This window comes from Amycolatopsis sulphurea (assembly GCF_002564045.1).
GTDB lineage: Bacteria > Actinomycetota > Actinomycetes > Mycobacteriales > Pseudonocardiaceae > Amycolatopsis > Amycolatopsis sulphurea.
Genome location: NZ_PDJK01000002.1, coordinates 827,361 through 848,067, shown reverse-complemented (window position 1 = coordinate 848,067; position 20,707 = coordinate 827,361). Strand labels below are relative to the sequence as shown.

At 70.2% G+C, this 20,707-nt stretch carries 17 protein-coding genes; 15 read left to right on the top strand and 2 right to left on the bottom strand.

The window, feature by feature from the left end; genetic code table 11:
* Positions 1–25: 25 nt before the first annotated feature.
* The 7 genes from ATK36_RS09910 (at position 26) to ATK36_RS09880 (ending at position 7,192) form a co-directional block, all read left to right on the top strand.
* On the top strand, positions 26–1,609 hold the full coding sequence (locus tag ATK36_RS09910) for an Ig-like domain-containing protein (protein WP_098510986.1): 1,584 nt from the start codon (positions 26–28) through the stop codon (positions 1,607–1,609).
* 167 nt (positions 1,610–1,776) lie between these two features.
* A complete protein-coding gene (locus ATK36_RS09905; protein ID WP_098510985.1) occupies positions 1,777–2,808 on the top strand; it encodes a WxL protein peptidoglycan domain-containing protein in 1,032 nt (343 codons plus the stop codon).
* Positions 2,792–3,466 (top strand): hypothetical protein, encoded by a 675-nt coding sequence (locus ATK36_RS09900; RefSeq protein ID WP_098510984.1) that lies wholly within the window; start codon positions 2,792–2,794, stop codon positions 3,464–3,466. The genes ATK36_RS09905 and ATK36_RS09900 overlap by 17 nt, the downstream gene beginning before the upstream one ends.
* Positions 3,467–3,488: 22 nt before the next feature.
* Positions 3,489–4,649, top strand: a complete 1,161-nt coding sequence (locus ATK36_RS32845) for a hypothetical protein (RefSeq protein ID WP_211291843.1) — start codon at positions 3,489–3,491, stop codon at positions 4,647–4,649.
* The gene (locus ATK36_RS09890) at positions 4,642–5,445 is read left to right on the top strand and encodes a hypothetical protein (protein WP_098510983.1); all 804 of its coding nucleotides are present in this window, start codon (positions 4,642–4,644) and stop codon (positions 5,443–5,445) included. Before ATK36_RS32845 ends, ATK36_RS09890 begins: the two co-directional genes overlap by 8 nt.
* A complete protein-coding gene (locus ATK36_RS09885; protein WP_098514760.1) occupies positions 5,442–6,359 on the top strand; it encodes a sortase in 918 nt (305 codons plus the stop codon). The genes ATK36_RS09890 and ATK36_RS09885 overlap by 4 nt, the downstream gene beginning before the upstream one ends.
* A 14-nt stretch (positions 6,360–6,373) precedes the next feature.
* The gene (locus tag ATK36_RS09880; protein WP_387000829.1) at positions 6,374–7,192 is read left to right on the top strand and encodes a phosphate ABC transporter ATP-binding protein; all 819 of its coding nucleotides are present in this window, start codon (positions 6,374–6,376) and stop codon (positions 7,190–7,192) included.
* Between the two features lie 32 nt (positions 7,193–7,224).
* On the opposite strand, the gene ATK36_RS33435 is transcribed toward ATK36_RS09880, so the two are convergent.
* Both ATK36_RS33435 and ATK36_RS32840 read right to left on the bottom strand, forming a co-directional pair.
* Positions 7,225–9,747, bottom strand: coding sequence for a response regulator transcription factor (locus tag ATK36_RS33435; RefSeq protein ID WP_245914570.1), 2,523 nt, complete (start codon positions 9,745–9,747; stop codon positions 7,225–7,227).
* The gene (locus tag ATK36_RS32840; protein ID WP_211291842.1) at positions 9,744–11,270 is read right to left on the bottom strand and encodes an Hsp70 family protein; all 1,527 of its coding nucleotides are present in this window, start codon (positions 11,268–11,270) and stop codon (positions 9,744–9,746) included. Before ATK36_RS32840 ends, ATK36_RS33435 begins: the two co-directional genes overlap by 4 nt.
* Before the next feature lie 287 nt (positions 11,271–11,557).
* On the opposite strand from ATK36_RS32840, the gene ATK36_RS09860 reads away from it, so the two are divergent.
* The 8 genes from ATK36_RS09860 to ATK36_RS09825 all read left to right on the top strand — a co-directional run bounded on the left by ATK36_RS09860 (position 11,558) and on the right by ATK36_RS09825 (position 20,707).
* Positions 11,558–12,502: an IniB N-terminal domain-containing protein gene (locus tag ATK36_RS09860; RefSeq protein ID WP_245914563.1), complete on the top strand. Its 945-nt coding sequence runs from the start codon at positions 11,558–11,560 to the stop codon at positions 12,500–12,502.
* 110 nt (positions 12,503–12,612) lie between these two features.
* Positions 12,613–14,385 (top strand): P-loop NTPase family protein, encoded by a 1,773-nt coding sequence (locus ATK36_RS09855; protein ID WP_170069679.1) that lies wholly within the window; start codon positions 12,613–12,615, stop codon positions 14,383–14,385.
* Positions 14,382–15,584, top strand: a complete 1,203-nt coding sequence (locus ATK36_RS09850; protein WP_098510980.1) for a P-loop NTPase family protein — start codon at positions 14,382–14,384, stop codon at positions 15,582–15,584. Before ATK36_RS09855 ends, ATK36_RS09850 begins: the two co-directional genes overlap by 4 nt.
* 244 nt (positions 15,585–15,828) lie before the next feature.
* Positions 15,829–16,242: an AMP-binding enzyme gene (locus ATK36_RS09845; RefSeq protein WP_245914561.1), complete on the top strand. Its 414-nt coding sequence runs from the start codon at positions 15,829–15,831 to the stop codon at positions 16,240–16,242.
* 176 nt (positions 16,243–16,418) lie between these two features.
* Positions 16,419–17,618 (top strand): sensor histidine kinase, encoded by a 1,200-nt coding sequence (locus tag ATK36_RS09840; RefSeq protein WP_342751998.1) that lies wholly within the window; start codon positions 16,419–16,421, stop codon positions 17,616–17,618.
* Positions 17,615–18,217, top strand: coding sequence for a response regulator transcription factor (locus ATK36_RS09835; RefSeq protein ID WP_098510978.1), 603 nt, complete (start codon positions 17,615–17,617; stop codon positions 18,215–18,217). The genes ATK36_RS09840 and ATK36_RS09835 overlap by 4 nt, the downstream gene beginning before the upstream one ends.
* Before the next feature lie 183 nt (positions 18,218–18,400).
* The gene (locus ATK36_RS09830; RefSeq protein WP_098510977.1) at positions 18,401–19,018 is read left to right on the top strand and encodes a TetR/AcrR family transcriptional regulator; all 618 of its coding nucleotides are present in this window, start codon (positions 18,401–18,403) and stop codon (positions 19,016–19,018) included.
* Between the two features lie 105 nt (positions 19,019–19,123).
* Positions 19,124–20,707 (top strand): FAD-dependent monooxygenase, encoded by a 1,584-nt coding sequence (locus ATK36_RS09825; RefSeq protein ID WP_098510976.1) that lies wholly within the window; start codon positions 19,124–19,126, stop codon positions 20,705–20,707.

The following is a 20,707-nucleotide window of genomic DNA, read 5'->3' as shown; positions in this document are numbered from 1 at the left end:
ATTCCCCGAAAGGACTCCAGAACACATGAACGCCAAGAGCATCCTCCGCCGCGTCGCGGCGGGCGGGGTCGTCCTGGCCGCCACGCTGGCCGGCGCCCTGGGCACCGTGCCTGCCGCCTCCGCGGCCCCGGCGCCCGGCACTGTCGGCACCGCCACCGTGTCCCCGGCCAACGGACTGGACATCACCGCCCCGGTGTACACCACCTCGGCGGGCTGCCCCACCACGGCCGACGGGTACAACATGTTCGTCAAGGGCCCGGGCGCCTGGGCCGGCGGCTTCATCGGCACCACGACCACGAGCGTCAACTTCTCTACGACGTCGGGCTTCCCGGTGCAGCAGGGCCTGTCCTTCAAGGACATCGCCCTCGACAACCAGACCACCGTGGTCCCCGGTGAGTACGACGTCACGATCAACTGTGTCGACTCGTTCTCGCTGGAGGTGCAGGGCACCTTCACGACGGCGGTGTACTTCACCGACGCCACGCACTACACCTCGGTCGACCCGAACCAGCCGGTCACCACGACCACGTCGCTGTCGGTCACCCCGGCCTCGCCGGCCTTCCAGGGCGACCAGGTCACCCTGACCGCGAATGTCACCCCGGCCTCGGCCGGTGGCACGGTGCAGTTCAAGGACGGCGCCGCAAACCTCGGCTCGCCCGTGGCCGTGAACAACGGTGTCGCCACGCTGAACACGTCTGCGCTGACGGTCGGTTCGCACTCGCTCACCGCGGTGTTCACCGGCGCGTCGCAGAACATCCAGGGCTCCACCTCGCAGGCGGTCACCTACGCCGTGCAGACGCGGCCGGCGACGGCCACCACCACCGCCCTCGCGGTGACCCCGAGCGGCAGCGCGACCCAGTTCCAGCCGGTCGCCCTGAGCGCGACGGTCACGCCGGGCGCGGCGGCCGGTGCCATCCAGTTCACCGACAACGGCGCGAACCTCGGCAGCCCGGTGGCGCTCTCCGGTGGCACGGCCACGCTGAACACCGCCACCCTCGCCGTGGGTGCGCACTCGTTCACCGCGAAGTTCGTGCCGGCCGACCCCGCGGTGTTCCTCGCCTCGGAGTCGGCCCAGGTTCCGCTGACCGTGAACACCTTCGCGGGTGTCGCGACCTCGGAGAACATCACCACCACGGTCACCGCCGGTGAGCTGCTGATCAGCGTGGCGAACCAGAACGTGACGCTGCCCTCGCCCACCATGCTGCCGGACGCTTCGATGCTGCAGACCGCGGGCGACCTCAACCCGGTCACCGTCGCCGACACCCGCGCCGGTAACCCCGGCTGGAACGTGTCCGGCCAGGTGACCGACTTCGGCGACGGCCAGTCGCACTCGATCAACGGCGCCAACCTCGGCTGGACCCCCGCCGTGGTCGACAAGCTGGCCGCGCAGAACATCACGGCCGGTCCGGCGGTCAACCCCGCCGCCGCCCTCGCCCCCGGTGCGGCCGCGCCGGCCGGTGTCGGCCTGACCGGCTCCCGCACCATGGCCACCGCCGCCCCCGGTGGCGGCAACGGTACCGCGCACCTGGGCGCGGGCCTGGCCCTGAACGTGCCGACGTCCACTGTCGCCGGCACCTACACCGCGGTGCTGACCCTCACCGCGATTTAAGGAACGGCTTGCGTGCCGGCGCGGGTAGCCGAACCTGACCCGCGCCGGTGCAAGCCGATGGCCACGGCAAGCGGCTTCACCGCTTCTCCGGCCACTTGATTCGCCGTATCCGGTTCCCCTGGCTGGGCTCGTTCCCAGCCAGGGGAACCACCCGTGGAAGGTCCCTTATGATCCGCATTCTGCCGCGTGTGCTTGCCACCGGCTTGCTCCTGCTCGCCTTTCTCGGCGTGTCTCCGGCTGCGTTGGCGCAGCAGTCGCCGGCGCCGCCGTCCGGCGACCGGGTCACCTTTGGTGTCCGGCCCGCCACGGCGAAGGCTCCCGACCAGCGCAACGCCTTCACCTACAGCGCGACCCCAGGCGCTCGCATCACCGACTACCTCGCGGTGTCCAATGTGGGCGCGTCGCCGGTAGAACTGCGGATCTACGCCAGCGACGCCTTCAACACCCCGGAGGGCGGCTTCGATCTGCTCGCCGCGAAGCGGAAACCACTTGAGCTGGGCCTCTGGGCGGTGCCGGGCAAGGACTCGGTGTCGGTGCCCGCGCGGTCGACGGCGATCGTGCCCTTCACCGTCACCATTCCCGCGAACGCCACGCCGGGTGACCACGCCGGTGGCATCGTCGCGTCGCTGGCCACCGAGCAGACCCAGGCCAACGGTCAGAAGCTCGCCGTCGAGCAGCGTGTGGGCGCGCGGATCTACGCGCGGGTCAGCGGTGAGTTGCACCCGGCCCTCTCGATCACTGATCTTTCCGTCGACTATCACGGCAGCCTGCTGGGCCGTGGTGAGGCGACGATGAGCTACGTCGTGCGCAACACCGGCAACGTGCGGCTCTCCGGCAAGCAGTGGGCGAAGGTGTCCACGCCCTGGGGGTCCACTGTGGACGCTCCTGAACTGGCCGCGATTCCGGAGCTGCTGCCCGGCTCGTCGATGAAGATGAGCACGAAGGTCGGCGGCCTGCTGCCCGCGGGGTGGCTCACCGGCACCGTGCACGTCGATCCCCTTGCCGTACCGGGACAGGCTGATCCGAGCGCTCCGGCCGCGGAGGAAAGCGCGACGGTCGCCGCGATCCCGTGGCTGTACCTCGCCGTGTTTGTGGTGCTGGTGCTGGCCATCGTGTTCTGGATCCTGCGTCGTCGCCGCCGTCGTCGCGGCACCTCCGCCGAGCCGGAGGAGGTGACCGACCATGCTGACGCCGAATGAGCCCCTGCGCACGGCGGGCCTGGTTGTCACGCCGGGAGACAGCGCCGACGCCGCTCCGATGAAGCTGCACACCAGCGGTGGGTGCCCCGCGGGCGCGGACGCTTACAACGCCGTCATGCGTGGCCACGGTCTGCCGAAGGACGGAGTGGTCATCACCGCGACCACCAGCGCCGGTATGTCGCGCAAGCAGGGCTTCGACGTGTACCCGTCGGAGACGCTGCACGACTTCGCGGCGGACGCCAACACCACGTTCACCGGTGACTACCAGGTGTCGGTGTACTGCGTCGACTCGTTCTCGCAGGAGCACAAGGTCGAGTTCGCCGGCACCATCCGGGTTTCCGCGCCGGGCCGCTACGCCGCGCTCGGCGATGCCAAGGGCCCCAACACGATGTCGCCGCGCGCGGAGCTGGAGATGCCGCCGCCCAGCGCGCCCGAGGGCAGTGCCGCGCCGGGCACCGTCGCGCCCGGTGCCGCGGGAACCGGTTCCGGCGACGGACACGCGACGAGCAGCACGGCGCCGATCGCCGCGGGAAAGCCCGATCAGTCCACGATGGACGGTTGGCTGCAGCCGTTCCTGTTCGTCGCCGCGATCGCGCTCGCCGTGGCCGCCGTGGTCCTCGCGGTGGTCATGCGCAGACGCCGGTCCCGGCCCGAGTAATCCACCCTAGGAGACGAAGAAGATGAGAAAGCGCCAGGTGGCACTCGCCGGGCTCGGCCTGCTGGTGATCGCCGGCACCGCGGTGACCGTCGCGGCGGCGGCCACACCCGAGGCCACCCTCGGCTCGCTGTCCGCGTCGCCGGCCACCGGGCGGGATGTGCACGCCCCTGTCTACGTGACCTCCGCGGGCTGCCCCGACACGGCCGACGGGTACAACCTCTACGTCCACGGACCGGGTGGCTTCGCCCCCGGCCTGATCGGGACGACGACGACCGACGTGGGTCTTTCGCACACGTCGAGCTTCTCGATCTTCCAGGGCCTGTCGTTCAAGGACATCGCGACCGATCACCAGACGACCGTGCAGGCCGGTCGCTACGACGTGGTCGTCAACTGCGTGGACTCGTTCTCGCAGGAGGTCATCGGCACTTTCACGATGCCGCTGTGGTTCACCGACGCAACGCATTACCAGGACACCGACCCCGCTGCGCCGCCCACGACGACGACCACCACGACCGGCACGACGACCGAGCCGACTACCACGACTCAGCCGACGAGCACCACGACCGAGCCGACTGCGACAACCTCGACAACGGAGCCGACCACGACGACTCCGCCGACGACGACCACCACGACAACCGAGCCGACCACGACCACCACGACGACGGAGCCGACTACAACGGAGCCGACCACCACGGAGCCCACCACAACGGAGCCGACGACCACGACGACTGAGCCAACGACTACTACGACGACGATCACGACCTCCACGTCGTCCACGACTCCGACCGAGCCGACCACGACACCCACCAGCACACCGCCGTCCTCCAGCACCACGACGACCACGACGCGCCCCAGCACCTCGACGGCCACGTCCAGTACGGGCACGTCGGCGTCCGCTACCAGCACCTCCAGCACGACCTCGACCAGCGACACCACGTCGTCGTCGAGCGAGACCACCACAACGACGGGTTCGAGCACCAGCGCGCTCGCCCCCGACGGCACCGGAACAAACACCAGCGGTGGCGCCGGGGCGCAGACGGTCGGCACCACGATCGACAGGCCGGGCCTGGCCAGCACCGGTGTCCCCGTCGGCTACCTCGCGCTGGCCGGGGTCGGGCTGCTCGGCGCCGGCATCGTCACTGTGTTGTTCGCCCGCCGCAACCGGAAGGAACGTCATGCGTAAGCGCGGAGCCGCCCTGGCCCTGCTCAGCCTGCTCGCCGCGGCCGGCACCATGTTCGGGGTCGCCCAGGCCGCGGTGCCGGCGGCCACGCTCGGCACGCTGACCGTCGAGGACATCGCCAAGAAGGGCACAGATGTCAACGCGCCGCACTACACGACCTCGGCGGGGTGCCCGTCCGACGCCGACTCGTACAACCTGTTCATCTACGGTCCCGGGGTATTCGAGCCCGGCCTGATCGGGACCACGACCACAGATGTCGGCATCGCGCACGACGCCGGTTTCCCCATCTTCCAAGGACTGTCCTTCAAGGACATCGCCGTCGACCACCAGGGCACGGTGCAGCCGGGCCGCTACGACATCGTGGCCCACTGCGTGGACGGGTTCTCGCAGGAGGTGAAGGGCACTTTCACGATGCCGCTGTGGTTCACCGACGCGACGCACTACACGGTCACGGATCCCGCCTCGCCGCCGACCACCACCACGACCACGACCAGTTCCAGCGGAAAGACCAGCACCACCACGCCCACCGAGCCGCCGACCTCGGACCCGGAGACCACCACGAGCACGACCGAGTCGGACACCAGCACGGATCCCGGCGGCGTCGCGCCGACGGACACGACGCCCCCCGGTTCGGGCGGCGACACCCCCAGCAACCCTGGTGACAAGAAGCTGGCCAGCACTGGAGTCCCGGCCGGACTGCTCACGCTCGCCGGGCTCGGGTTGCTCGGTGCCGGCGTTCTCGCCGTGCTGGTGACGCGACGCCGGCGCGAGGTCGCGCGATCGGCGTGGCCGGAATGACCGTTACCGACCCGGCCCCGCCCGCCCCGCCAAGCGCGCCCGAACAACCCGGCGGATCCGCGCCCCCTGGACGGGCGGGGACGCGGATCGCCGCGCACGCGTTGACGATCCTCGGGGTGCTCGCGCTGAGCCTGCTGGCGCAGCTCGTCCTGATCGGGGGGCTGCAGCACAATCGGGACCAGGACCGGAACTTCGCCGAGTTCCGCGACCGGCTCGCCAACGCGACCGCGCCGGTCGCCTCGCTGGATTCGGACGGGCGCCTGCTCCCGTCCGGCACGCCGGTCGCGGTGCTCTCGATTCCCCAGCTGGGTGTGGAAGAAGTGGTGGGCGAGGGAACTTCGCCCGGCGCACTGAAATCCGGCCCCGGGCACCTGCGTGACACCGTGCTGCCGGGACAGGTCGGGGTCAGCGTCGTGCTGGCCCGGCGGGCCGCGTACGGCGGGCCGTTCCAGAGGATCGGGGAGCTCAAGCGTGGTGATCCGATCACCGTGACCACCGGCCAGGGCATGCACCAGTTCCGGGTGATCGGCGTACGGCACGCGAACGACCCGCAGGTCGCCGCGCCCGGCAAGACCGACGGCAGGCTCACGCTGGTCACCGCCGACGGACCGCCTTACCTGCCGAGCGATGTGCTGCGCGTGGACGCCCAGCTGATCACCCCTGCCGTTGAGGCCAGCGGCAGGCTGCCCGCTTACGCGCTGCCCGACTCGGAGCAGCTGATGGCCGGTGACGAGGGGGCGCTGATCCCGGTTGTCGGCTGGGCGCTGGTCATGCTGCTGTCGGCGGGCGGCGTGGTCTACACGCATCAGCGGCTCGGTATGTGGCCGGCGTGGGTGATCGGGGTGCCCGTGCTGGGTGCGCTGGGCCTCGCAGTCGCCGACTCGATCGCTTCGCTGCTGCCGAACCTGTTGTGACCATGGAGGAAGAAGTGACCATCACGCAGCCCTTCGACGCCGTCGAGGCCGAAAACGACGCCGCGACGCTGGAGGCCCGCGCGGTGTCGGCGTGGTTCGGCGACCACAAGGTGCTCGACCGGGTGTCGCTGACGATGCCCGCGCAGTCGGTCACCGCGCTGATCGGCCCGTCCGGCTGCGGCAAGTCCACGTTCCTGCGCACCCTGAACCGGATGCACGAGCTGATCCCGGGCGCTTCGCTGGCCGGCGAGGTGCTGCTGGGGGAAGTCGACATCTACGACTCGGTATGGAAGCTGACCGAGGTTCGCCGTCACATCGGGATGGTGTTCCAGAAGCCCAACCCGTTCCCCGCGATGTCCATCTACGACAACGTGACGGCCGGTCTCAAGCTCACCGGAACCAAGGTGCGCCGGGACGAACGCGACGATCTGGTGCAGGAATGCCTGACCCGCGCGGGACTGTGGCGGGAAGTGCGCGACCGGCTCCGGCAACCCGGCGGCGCCTTGTCCGGTGGGCAGCAGCAACGGCTGTGCATCGCGCGGTCGCTCGCCGTGCGGCCCACGGTGTTGCTGATGGACGAACCGTGCTCGGCGCTCGACCCGACCTCGACCCGCCGGATCGAGGAGACGATCGCGGACCTGACCAGCGAGGTCACCATCGTCATCGTCACGCACAACATGCAGCAGGCGCAGCGGGTATCGGACCAGTGCGCGTTCTTCCTCGCCGAGGAGGGCACCCCTGGCGCGATCGTCGAACACGGCGACACGAGCCAGGTGTTCGACTCACCCGTCGACTCGCGTACCGCCGATTACGTCCACGGACGGTTCGGCTGACACGTGGAGTTCCCGGCGCGTCAGCGGAGCCTTCAGGGGTTGGTGGGCTTGTCGAGCAGCTCGCGCAGGGTGGACAGGAGCTCCCGCCGGTCCGCGGAGCCGAGTTTGCCGCGGATGCGGGCCATGTGGTGCTCGACGGTCTTGCCCGAGATGAACAGCTTGCTGCCGGCTTGCTTGTAGGTCAGGCCGTCCACGACGAGCCGGGCGACCTCCAGTTCCCGCTCGCTCAAGGCACTCAGTCCATGGGCGGTGCCGGCCACCGCGGTGGCAGATTCGGGACGGCCCGCGGTGCCTTGGAATTGGCGGGCGGCTTCCAGGAGCTGGACCATCGCCTTGCGGTCGGAGGTGCGGATCGCGGCCTGCCCGGCCAGGCGGGAGGAATCCCAGCAGAGGTCGAGTTCGTGGAGTTCCGCGGCGGCCTCGGCCGTCTCGCGGGGGTCGAAGCTGCCGCTGATCACGGCGAGCCAGCACTTCGCGGCGTCGGCCAGGGCCGCGGGATAGCGTCCGGAGCCGGCGAACCGGGTCAGTGCCGACAGGTGGCGTTCGGCGCCGGGCCGGTCCTCCGAGGTGATCGCCGCATGCAGTTCGTGCCAGTGTAGCGAGACTGTCCACAAAGGAGGGTTATCGAGGTGGTCGAGCATGGCGTGCGCGCGTTCGAGCCGGTGCCGGATTTTGGCCTGCGCGCCGGTCCGGGCGGCCGCGATCGCCAGCTCGCCCAGCGGCAGCAGAGTGAAGAGATCCACCTGCTGGCGCATCGATGCCTGGTACGCGCGATCCCACGAGCGTTGCAGGCCGGCGAGGTCGCTCGCCCGCCGGGCCAGGCCGAGTTCCAGCGTGGCGAAAAACAGTTCGTCGCGGGCTTCCAGCTTCATGCCCGCGGCGGCGTCGCGGTGTTCGGCTGCCGTGGCGAGATCACCGCCGGTCATGGCCACCCAACCGAGCAGGAGGCGATGGCGGGGCGCGAGCAAGGCACCGCCGACGCCGTGGGAAAGAGCCCGGTCCAGTACCGATTCCGCCAGTGCCAGCTCGCCTGAATGCAGTCCGGCGAGCGCGGCCAGCGCGGCGGGGCTGTCCGGCAAGGGCGATCCGGCGAAGGCGGGTTCGAGCATTGTCGCGGCGCCGACGAGTTCGGGCAACGCTTCGGTTCCGTACCCGGTCACCGATTCCACGATGCCGTTCGCGGTCCGCGCCACGGCGCCGGTGAACAAGGTCGGCGCGACTCCGGGCGCCGGTGCTTTCGCGAGTGACTGGCCTTCACCGCGTTGCCCTGTGCCGACGAGGGCGATCGCGGCGAACGCGGTGACGGCGCCGGGACCTGCCCATCGGTCGTTTACCGGAAACTCTTGTGGAGAACGGGATGCGGGGTCTTCAGCGTGGAAGGGACGCTGCCGATCAGCATCGTGCGCCGGGTTGTGTGTGGCGCCGGACGGACGAGCGTCGTGCGGAGTGAGGGTCGCGGCCCAGTGGTACAGCTCTGCGCTCCGGGCCAGTTCGCCTCGGTGGGCGAGGACCGTCGCGGCTATTTCCGCTCCTGCGGCACGGGATTCCGGGTCGTCGCCGGACAGCATGCCGTCGCCGAGGCGGAGGGCGGTGTCCAAATCTCCGGACAACGCGGCGGCTCGGGCCCAGCCGATAGTGGTCGTCGCGTCGCGGGCGCCTGCGTCGGCGGCGGCCTCGAAGAGCCGCGCGGCCAGGATTGTGTCACTGGATAGGGCTTCTTGGGCGGCGGTGGCGAATGCGGTGGCCGCCGAAGCACCGGAGCTGCCTGCGTCCAGCAACGAGCGTGCGAGGTCCAGGATCGGCAGGCCTTGTCGTAGCTGGGCTTCCACCAGTTGCTGTACGACAGCCAGGCGCCGCGCGGGGGGTGCGTAGCCGCGCACGGCTTGTGCGGCTACGGGCAGCAAGGCGTCTTCGTGGTCGAGCAGGCCAGTGGCGCGGGCGCCGTCCACGACTGCCGGCAACGCGTCGGGTGAGCAATTCAGCAGTGCGCACAACAAATCCAGGTTGCGGCTTGCTCCGGCTTCGGACGCGATCAGGTAGTGGAGGACGTCCTCGGCCAGGTCGGCCAATTCGCTGCGGAAGGCTTCCAGCCGGTCCGTCACGACGCGTTCGACGAGCCTCGGGACGCCGCCGGTGCCAGTGTGCAGCGCGAGGGCAGCGTCGGGGTCCACCGCGCGGCCGGTCAGGTGGCGCGCGAGTTCGGCGACCTCGTCGACGTCCAAGGGGGGAAGCAAGAACGTCTCGCCGAGGCCGCGCAACGCGTCGGCGCGCGGGTTCGGGCGGTGGGCCACCACGACGGGACCTTCGGCGGACGAAGCCAGGACGGTGAGCTTGGCGAGATCTTCGTCGTCGAGCTGGTCCGCGTCGTCGACCACGGTCGCGGTCACCCCGGCTGCTCGGTAGCCGCGGTCCAGCGCGCCGAGGAGGGCGGTTTTGCCGTAGCCGCCGGGGGCGACGACGACCAGGCGCACCGGGCTCACGGACGCGTCGTGCTCCGCGAGCAGACGGTGGGCGGCAGGGTGCACAGTGTCGGTATTCGCCAGCAGTGCGTTCAACAGTGACCTTCACCGGTGGGAGCCGTGGCCGGGCGGTTGCACGAACTCGGGGCAGGGGGAGGGGGAGAGCCGGGTTGCCGGTCGGCTGTCGCGGGGTGCGACGTGAGGATGGCGATCACGACCGACGCGGCGATCGCGAGCACCGCGGCCGTGGCGACGAGCGGACGCCAGCGGCGGAAGAGCTTCGCGAAACCTTCCGGCTCGGGCAATTCGAACGGGGTGATCTCGACCGGCGGCCGTTCGGGCCGTTCGGGGAGATCGGCGGGGTCGTCGACGCGCGGGAGCAGGATGGTCTCCGCGGCCGCCGGTTCGGGCTGTGCGGGGGTACCGGCGCGGTGCGGGGTGAGGGCGCCGGAATGGTGCTGGGCAACGGCGGTGGGCCGGTCGGCGGGCTTGCCGGTCTTTCGGGGCCGCTTGTCCGCGGTGTCGCCGGGTTGCCGGGCGGTGCGGGCGCGTTGGTCGGTGTCGTCGGCCGGTAGGGCAGGGCGTTTTTCGGTGGGGGAGCCGGTCTTCTTGGCTGCGCGGGGGTTCGGCTCGGCGAGGTCGCCGGTCTGGCGGTGCGTGGTGCCCGGGCGATCGTCGACGAGTGTGCTGGGCCGGGCGGGGAGATCGTCGTTCTGGGCTGGGGCATTCGGGTGATCGACGGAGGAGCCGGTCTGGGCAGTGCCGGGGCGCGGACCGGTGGAGCGCTGGGAGACGCGGTGCTGCTGGGTGGGCGTAGCGGTCCGGTGTGCGGCCAGGGCGGCGGCGCCCAGCGCTGCGGTGAGGGCCGGTTGCGGCCCGACGAAAACCGGGCAGGGCAGCCGTCCCGGGAGCGCGCCGGGGCCGGGGTCGCCGCAGAAGACGATGCCGGACAGGGCGTCGGGGGCGACGTTTGCGCTCTGTGCCAAGGAGAATGCGCTGCTTACCGCAGCCGTCGGGGCGACGCCTTCGGTGCTGTTGCGGGAGAACCAGCTGGTGGTAGCCGACGACGTGGCCAGGGTGACGGTGACGCCGTCGGGGCCGAATTCGCATACTGCGGCGGTTCGTTCGCCCTGGCCGGGGTCCGGGAGGTGGGCGTGCAAGGCGGCGACGGCGCTCGGTACGAGGGTCACCGCGGGGAAGCCGGCGCCGGTCAGTGTGCGACGCAGGAGTTCGCGGCGGTACCCGCCCCAGTCACCCGGGTGGGTGACAACGAGGTGCCGGGGTGGGCCGTTGCCCGCGAGGTCGGCGACGCCCTCCACCACGACCGTGGTCAAGGATTCCGGGGTGAACGGGGTACCGCCGACGAAAACCGGGACGTCGTCGCCGATGCGGCGGTGGAAGCCGGTCGTCAGGCGGGATGGAATCGCGGCCCCTTCCTGGACGGCCGCGTCGCCGGTGATCAGGTAGCCCTCGTCGTCGAGGAAGAGCGCGGTCGCGGTCGCGGGGGTGGTTTCGCCCAGCCACAACGGTTCCGGAGCGGTCCACTGCCCGCCCTGCCTGCGCCGGGTCGCGGCGTGGGTCCGGGCCGGGCCGATGTCGATGCCGAGCACGTGGGGCACCGCCGCTTCCTCCCTTCGTCGCTGCATGGCCGGGTCAGAGGGCGCAATCACGGAACGGGTACAGCATCCTCACTCGGACGAGAGGGCCGGGCAAGGGTGGGAGGGGATTTAACCCGACCGGGTTCCGCGTGTCCGAGTCCCTACCTCCCTAACGATCTCATATCGACCCCCTAACGGCTGAGCGAGGCGCGACTGGGTGTAAACCCCGATGTGAGCAGGGGTGTCCCCGGCCTACCTTGACCGCCAGCCTGGCCGGGGAGGTCCGGGTGTCCCGGTAAACACGACAAGTGGAGATCCCCGCCATGAACCCGGTGCAGACCCTGCACGACTTCACGCTCACCCTGCTCCGCGATCCCGCCGCGCTGGCCGCATTCGGCCAGGACCCGCAGTCGGCGCTCGCCGCCGCCGGGCTGGGCGACATCAGCGCCGCCGACGTGCGGGAGGTTCTCTCGCTGGTGCTCGACTACGTTCCGGCCGGCAGCCCGGCCGCGCTCGGACAGGTGCCCGCGGCGGGTGACCTGACCGGTGCCGCCGTGGATGGACCGCAGGGTGCCATCGACCAGCTGCACGCGCTCACCGCGTCGCTCGGCCTTCCCGCGGTCGGCGAACCTTCGCTGCCTTCGGCAGGCGACCTGCCGTCGGTGCCCGGGGCCGGTGAGCTGCAGAACAGTGAGATCCAGAACGGTGAGCTGCAGAACGCGGCAGCGTCGGCCGCCGCACTCGCGCAGCAGCCGGGCAGTGTGTTCGGGCTTGGTGGCGATCTGTCTCACGGACTGGACGCCGCGCCGGTCGCGCGGGCCGCTGGTGCGGTCGGCCAGGTTCAGCATGCGGTCGGCGAGGTTGGTGCTGCGGCTCCAGCGACCCCAGCGTCTCCAGGCGCCGTCGACGCGGCTCAGGCCGCGGGTCACCTCACCGACGCCGGCGGTGGCGTGGCTGGGCACGGCAGCGACTTGGCCGGCACGGCGACCCAGAACGTCGGCAGCTTGTCGGGGGCGCTCAGCGCGCAGGGCGTGAACCACGTCGCGGACGCTGCGACGCACCAGGTCCAGGCGCTTACGCACACCGCACCGGACTGGGGGAGCGAGTCCTCGCAGCACGGCGCTGACGCGGGGGTTGGCGCCGTCCACGACACCGTCTCGCAGGTTCCGGATGTCGCACACCAGGGCCCCGGCTCGGACCTGCACGCCGGCGCCGAAACCTCGCACAGCGGCGAGCTGCACCTTTCCTTCTGAACGTACGCTGAGTAGCGGCGCGCCGGAGGTGGCTTCGTGGGCGTAACTCAGCTTGCGGAGCCACCTACCGGCTTCCGATACTCCCTGTGCCTAGGGGAGACTTCTTCGTCGTGACGGCTCCTGCTTGGCTCGAAGTACTCGATGAGGCTTTGGACGCCTGCCGTACGCACGGCCGTGCGGACTTGGTGCAGCGGTTGCGCCGACGTCGCGACCGTGCGCCCGGTGGTACCCGGATCGCCGTGCTCGGGTTCGCGAAGCAGGGCAAGGGCAATCTCGTCAACGCGGTGCTGAACGCGCCGGTCTGCGCGGTCGGCGACGCGGCTACTCCGGCAGTGCCGGTTGAAGTCGGCTACGCGGCTGAGCCTGGTGCGACGCTCGTCGGGCGTGCAGACGAACGCATTCCGGTGCCGGTCGAGCGGTTGACGGGGGAGGTCGGCGCGCGGCCGGCCGGTTCGCTGCGCAGGGTCGAGGTCGGGGTTCCGCGGGATCTGCTGTCCGCGGGGCTGGTGCTGGTCGATACGCCGGCTGTCGGGGATCCCCGTTCGCCGCGTACTGCGGCCGCGCTGGATGTGCTGGCCGAGGCCGACGCGGTGGTGCTCGTCTCGGACGCGACCACGGTGCTCGGCGCGGCCGAACTCGCCTTGGCGCATCACGTCCGCACCTGGTGCCCGCACGTCGTGGTGGCGTTGACCAAGATCGACGCCTGTCCCGGCTGGCGGGCGGTCGCGGAGCGGAATCGTGCGGCGCTGTCCGAGTCCGGAATCGACGCGGCGGTGCTGCCGGTGTCCTCGACGGTCCGGTTCGCCGCGGCGAAGGCGGGAGACCAGGAGCTCAACACCCGGTCCGGGTTCCCGGAGCTGCTCGGCTGGATCGCCGGCCAGGTGTCGCGGCCGCCGGAGAACCGGTCGGCGCTGGTGGCCGCGGTGAGCGTGCGGGCGGCGGCGGCCGAGCTGGTGGAGGCGCTGCGGCTGCGCGCGGAGGAGGCCGGGCAGGAAGTGGGCGTCGACCAGGCCACGCTGCTCAACCGCGCGCAGCGCCGGGCCGACGAGCTGCGCCGCCGCAACGGCCGCTGGCAGAACCTGCTCTCCGACGAGATCGCGGATCTGCAGTCGGACGCCGAGTACGACCTTCGGGAGCGCACCCGGCGGATCGTGGAGACGATCGACGAGACCTTCGACCGCGGTGACCCGGTGAAGGTGTGGGACGAGTTCGGTCCGTGGCTGGACCGCGCGCTCGCGGAAGCCGTCGAAACCACGTACACCTTCACTGCCGAGCGCGCGGAGTGGATCGCGCAGGCGGTGGCCGCGACGTTCGGTGTGCAGTACGACCTGGATCGGGTCACGCCGCCCGAATCCGGCGCGGACCGGATCGCGGAGGTCCGGCAGCCGCGCATCGAACGGTTCAAGATCGGCCAGAAGGCGTTCACCGGGCTGCGCGGTTCCTACGGCGGGGTGCTGATGTTCGGCCTGGTGACCGGGCTGGCGGGACTGCCGCTGATCAACCCGATCTCGCTCGGCGCGGGGGTGGCGTTCGCCGCGAAGACGATCAGCGACGAGGGCGGGATGCGGCGGCAACGTCGTCAGGCGGTGGCGAAGATGACCGCTCAACGCCATGTCGACGACGTTTTCCTCCGGTTCAGCAAGGAGTGCCGGGATGCGATCCGGCACGTCCAGCGGAAGCTGCGTGACCATTTCACCGCGCTCGCCGAGGATCTGGCCGACGAGCTGGCACGGGAGCGCGAGACGATCATCGCCGGTTCGGCCGAGCGGGAACGCCGGACCGCGCGGTTGCGCCGCGAGATCGACCGGCTGGCCGGCTTGCACCAGCGTGCGGGCGAACTCGGCTTGCGGGCCGGACGGGCACCGAAGGAGCTTTCTGCGTGACCGAAGACGTTCGCGCGCTGCTGGCTGACGCGTACGCGTGCTATCGAGACAGCCGACGTGCGTCCGCTCTGTTGCGCGAAGCGCTGGACCATCTCGACGAACCGTTACGTGTGGGTATCACTGGCGCTGCGGGCACGGGGAAATCCACGCTCACGGCAGCCCTCGGCGATTGGCCGTCTCGGGCGCTTCGCGATCTCGAACTGGTTGACGATCCTTCGCCGACGAAGCTCACCGACGCGTCCATACGGCTGCTTCGTCACCTTGATCCGGACGAGTTGGCGACGCTTCGTCCGACAGCGACTTCGACGTTCGCGCGGCAGACAGCCGTTGAAATGGTGCTGGTGCTTGCGCGCTCTGACGAGACGGGCGCGGGACGGATCGACGCGTTGCTCACCGCGAAGCAGCTCGCACGACGCGCATGGCGCGAGGATCCGCTGTGCAGCGGATTTCAAGGCGTAATCGCTGTAGCCGCGCAGCTCGCGTACGGCGCACGCGCGTCCACCAACGACGAATTCGAACTCTTGGCCGCCTTCGCGGCGGTGCCACGCGAAGAGCTGGAACGGCACCTGCTTTCCGTCGACGCGTTCGTAGATCCTGCCTTCCCCGGGCCGGTATCTGCAGAGACCCGGCGTTCTCTCGTCACGCGATTCGGCCTCTTTGGTGTGAAGCTCGCGCTCACGCTGATTCGCACGGGTTGTGACACCAGGCCGAAGCTGTCGACGGAGCTTGTCCGCCGCAGCGGACTGGGAGAACTGAGGGACACGATCGCCGGCTGTTTCGCCGCGCGCGCCGACGCGTTGCGCGCGCGGACCGCCGTGATCTGTCTGGAGACAGTGCTGCAGGCCGAACCTCGCCCCCACAGTGACCGGCTGGCCGCCCGCGTCGAACGCTTCTCCGTGACTGCGCACGATTTCCGCGAGCTACGCCTGATCGCCGACATCCGGGGTGGGCGGACCGCGCTGTCCGGCGAACCGGCGGAAGAAGCGACGCAGCTGCTCGGCGCGCAGGGTACGGCGCCCGAGGAACGGCTCGGTCTCGAAGCCGGCACCGATCCCGGCGAGGTTTACGAAGCCGGACTCGACGCGGTGCTTCGCTGGCGGCATGAGGCAGAACGATCGGACCGGCCACTGGCCGAACGAGCCGCTGCCCACGTGGTGGTACGGAGCGTCGAAGGCTTGTTAACTCAGTTCACAGCTTGACGATCTTGGTTCGGGCGACACATCATAGATCCTTCTCTGGTGTCCAGAAGGGACTTCGTCATGCCCGCAGACAGGGCTCCGGCAAAGTTGGTCGAGGGCCCGTGATCAGCAGAGAGAGCCGTGGCTGCCCGACCGGTTTCGGGTCCGTGAAGGGCACCTTCACGGACTCAGAGTCCGTGAAGGGCCCCTTCACAGCCCTTCGCAGCTGCGCAGGGTCCTCCACACCGACTTTGCCGACACCCTGATGCCCGCAGACGTTCGCCCGCAGTTCCGTGTCCTCGGCGAGGTGCTGTCCCGATGGGCCACCGAGCGTGGTGACGATCCAGCGCTCGTCTTCGGCGACCGCACGTGGACCTGGGACGTCTGTTCTCCCGAGGTGGAGCGGGTGGTGGCGGAATTCCCCGGGGTGGCCGAGGTGGCCGTGATCGGGGTGCCCGACGACCGCTGGGGCGAGCAGGTCAAGGCGGTCGTCACGGCCGTGCCGGGGGCGCAGGTGGACGCGGAGAAGCTGATCGAGTACTGCCGCGAACGGCTGGCGCACTACAAGTGCCCGTGCACGGTGGACGTGCGGGAAGCGTTGCCGCGCAACGAGACCGGCAAGATCCTCAAGCGGAAAGTGCGGGAGCCGTACTGGCAGGGGCACAGCAGGCGTGTCTGATGCCGTGGGTCCGCTACGACGCAGCGCTCGACTGGCTTGACGCCGGACGGCGGTACCGCACAGCGTTGCCGGACACACTCGTGGCACGCTCGTTCTGCCCCGGTTGCCTGCCGCCGACCCGGGCAAAGGACATGACACAGCGTCACTGGTGGTGGAATCGGACCTGAGGAATGCTGATGACCAAGCCAGCCACCCGACCCGGAGAGTCCGCCATGTCCAGCCTGTCCCGCGTCCTGGGCAGACGCCGTCCGGAGACGGAGGAACGGCTGTGGCGGTTGAACATCGCCACGCTCATTCCGCCGCTCGCCGTGGTCGGGGTGATGCTGGTGGTGCTCGAGGGCCGGAACTGGTGGCAGATCCTGGTGCTGTCCTGCGGGCTGCTCGCCGGGCTCGCCGTCCTGGTGGACTGGTCGCCGCGGAAGGTGTCAGTCTTCTCGTTCGCCTGCCTCGGGGTCTCGGCGGCGGTGTGGGCGGCCGGCTCACTGGTGATGAGCACGCCCACCGCCTTCTACGGGTTCAACATCGCCTGCTCGCTGATCATCCCGGAGCTGCGGCAGCGCCGCGGGGCGGTGGCCGTCGGCATGATCTGCTTCGTCGGGGTGTTCGGGCTGCTGCACGTCCTTGTCCACCCGGGCGACACCAGCAAGCTGCTGGTCCAGTACGTGGTGATCCCCACCGGCGTCACCATGCTGGCGGCCGCGGTGTTGTCCGGGGCCAAGAAGTTCTACGACCTGGTGCAGGAGCTGGACGTGGCCAGGGAACGCGAGGCGGAGCTGGCGGTGATGCGGGAGCGGATGCGGTTCGCCAGCGATCTGCACGACATCCAGGGGCACACGTTGCACGTGGTGAAGCTGAAGGTCACGCTGGCGGAGAAGCTGCTGCACCGGGATCTCTACCGGGCGCAGGAGGAACTGCGGGAGGTGCACGCCCTGGTCGGGGACACCATCATGCAGACCAAGGAACTCGCCTACGCGCAGCGGCGGCTCAACCTGGCCACCGAGCTGGAGAACGCGAAGAACCTCTTTGAGGCGGCGGGCATCCACGTGCGCATCGTGCGGGAGCCCGGGGTCGAGCCGCGGCCGGGGGAGCTGCTCGGCCAGGTGCTGCGCGAGACCACGACCAACATCCTGCGGCACGCGCAGGCCCGCCAGGTGCACATTGTCCTGTCCGCGTCGGGGATATCCATTGTGAACGACGGTGCACAGGAAGAAGGGTCTCCCGAATTGCGCGGGCTTTCCACGCTCAGTCAGCGCGTCGCGGACGACGGAGGGGAGCTGAAGGTGGCCCAGCAGGCAGGCCGTTTCCTGACCGCCGCCGGGTTCCCGCGGGTCGCCCCGGGCACGGTGCCGATGATGACCGGAGAGGACCCCCGATGATCACGGTGGTGCTCGCCGACGACGAGGCGTTGCTGCGCAAGGCGCTTGCCGCGTTGCTGCCGCTGGAGGGCGACATCACGGTGCTCGCCGAAGCCGAGGACGGCGCCTCCGCCGCGCGGGTCACCTTGGAGCACCAGCCGGATGTGCTGGTGATCGATCTGGAGATGCCCGGGCTGGACGGGCTCGGCGCGGTCGCCGAGATCCGGCGTGCCCGGCCGGGGCAGGTGATCCTGATGCTGACCCGGCACGCGCGGCCCGGCGTGCTCCGCAAGGCGCTGAAGCTCGGGGTGCAGGGATTCGTCAGCAAATCGGCGGAACCGGCGCACATCACGTCGGTGATCAAGGTGCTGCACGAGGGCCGGCGCTGGATCGACCCGGACGTCTCGGCGCTCGCCGTGGTCGACGACTGCCCGATGACCGACCGCGAGCTGGACGTGCTGCGCGGGACCGCGGAAGGGTTCGCCGTCGCGGAGATCGCGAAGCAGCTGCACCTGGCCGAGGGCACGGTGCGGAACTACCTGTCGAACGCGATGCAGAAGACGCAGACCCGGACCCGTCACGAAGCCGCCCGCCACGCCCGCGAGCACGACTGGCTGTAGTCCCCGTCCATCCCCCTCAGGACGTCACCGAGCCGGTCACAGCGCGCCGATGGACGCCGAACGGTGGCGTTACCAATCCGACCAAAGTAGGCCGACGCCCACCCGGCACGTAACCGTTGCTACGAAGCCATGAGGCCGTGACTGTGGTCGGATTAGGCTCGCGGGGCGGATCGAGGAGGGCACATGTCGTTGCGTGAGGTCAAGAAGGACCGGACCAGGGCGATGATCGCCGACGCGGCATTCGCGCTGTTCGGCCGGAAGGGGTTCACGGCGACTTCGGTCGAGGAGATCGCGGCCGCCGCCGAGGTCGGTGCCCGGACGGTGTACCGCCACTTCCCGACCAAGGAAGCGCTGGTGCTGGGCGGCTTCACCAAGATGTTCGAGGCGGCGCAGGCCGCGCTCCACGCCTGTCCGGAGGGCACCGAGGTGCCCGAGCTGCTGCGGGTCGTACTGGAGAGTGACCTGCGGATGCACGCGGAGAACCCCGCGCACCTGCAGGCCGCCGCCGAGGTGATCGGACAGGTGCGGTCGGTGCAGGCCCAGTTCGTGTATATCCGGGTGGTTCACGAAAGGGAGCTGAGGCAGGCCATCGCCGCTCGGATCGGTGGTCCGGACGCCCCGTTCATCGCGGAACTGGCAGTGGCGCACGCGAGTGCGGTGTTCACCCTCGCCTTCCGGGAGTGGTCCGAAAGCGACGGGCGGATCGATCTGCGGGACACGACCGAGAAGGGACTTGAGCTGCTGAGAGCCGGGAAAGTGCCGCTGCCGGCACCACTTTCCCGAGCACCGGCACCTCGCTGATCAGACGTGCGTCACCCTGCCGGGTGTTGTGGCAGTGACTGTCTTCTGGCAGCTTGGGTCATATGGCAGCGAATGCCAGGCAGCTCGAGGCAGGGGTGATCAGAGATGGACGAGCACGTTCCCGTACTCATCGTGGGTGGCGCCTACACCGGTCTGAGCACTGCGCTCGGGCTGGCCGCGCGTGGGGTGAAGCCATTGCTGGTGGAGCGCCGCCCGACCACTGCGACGCTGCCGAAAGCGTGGGGGCTCAACCCGCGCACGTGGGAGCTGCTCGACACCATCCCCGGTGTCACCGGCGACCTGCGTGCCGAACAGGCCGGCCCGGGGTACCTGCAGGTCATGGCCGGCCCCAGCCTGATCGAGGCCACCGCCCCGGAGGTTGATCGGGAAGCGATTCTCGCGGCGCTGAGGGCGTTGACCCCGGCCTCGCCGTGCACTCTGCCGCAGGCGAAGGTCGAAAAGGTGCTGCGCGCCCGTGCCGAGGATTTCGGCGCCGACCTGCGCTATGGCACTGAACTCGTGCGCTGGGAACAGGACGGCGAGCTGGTCACGGCGACCTTGCGGGAGGTGTCCAGCGGACGCGAGTACTCCGTCCGCGCCGACTACCTGGTCGCTGCGGACGGGCACGCCAGCCCCATCCGTACCGCGCTCGGCATCCCGGTCGGGGGTGGTGGCGAGGTCGGATACGTCTACGTGGTCACCTTCGATGCCGACCTGTCGGACTATTACGAGGCGGATCGGTTCACCGTGGTCAGTATCCGGGGCAGCGGAATGAGCCTGATCCACGACGGCGAGGGCACGAACACGCTGTGGGTCGACTACCGCCCTGACCAGGGCGAGACCGAGGCCCTCTTCACCGAGGAACTGTGCCTGGAGCGGGTCCGCCGCGCGGTGGGTGTGCCCGAGCTGGAGTGCCGGATCCGCAACGCCCGCCCGTTCGCGCTGAACCACAAGGTCGCCGAGCGGTTCCGGGCCGGACGCGTGCTGCTGGCCGGAGACGCGGCGCACGCCTGCCCGCCGGTCGGCGGGCAGGGCGGCAACCTGGCCATCCAGGACGGTTACGACCTCGCGTGGCGGCTCGCGCTGGTGCTGTCCGGGCAGGCTGGTCCCGCGCTGCTGGACACCTACGAGACCGAACGGCGGCCGGTCGTCACCGTCACCGTCGAACGCGAGGTCGAGCTGGCTACAGTCGCCGAGGGGCGGGTGCTCTCGGCCGTCGACGAATCGCAGCCGATCCCGACCATCGGGGAGATGCTGGGGTTCCGGTACCACTCGGCGGCGGTGTGTGCCGAACCCGGCGACGACCACGGTCTCCAGGAGAATCCGGCCGAACCGACCGGCCGCCCCGGCACTCGCGCGCCGCACGTCCCGCTCACCCGGGACGGGTCGGAGCTGTCCGTCCACCGGCTGTTCGGCAAGGGTTTCGTGCTCCTCGCCGACGGCGACGGTCCGGAATGGACGGACGCGGCGGCCAAGGTCGCGGGGCGGCTGGGCGTCGAGCTGGATGCGCACCGGATCGGGGCTGAGCTGGACGATCCCGGCGGCTTCTGGCGTACTCGCTACGGCGTCGACGCGGCCGGTGCCGTGCTCGTCCGGCCGGATTCGGTCATCGCCTGGCGCAGCCGGACCACCGTGGCCGACCCGGAGCGCGCGTTGGAGAATGCGCTGACCGCCGTTCTTCAACGCTGA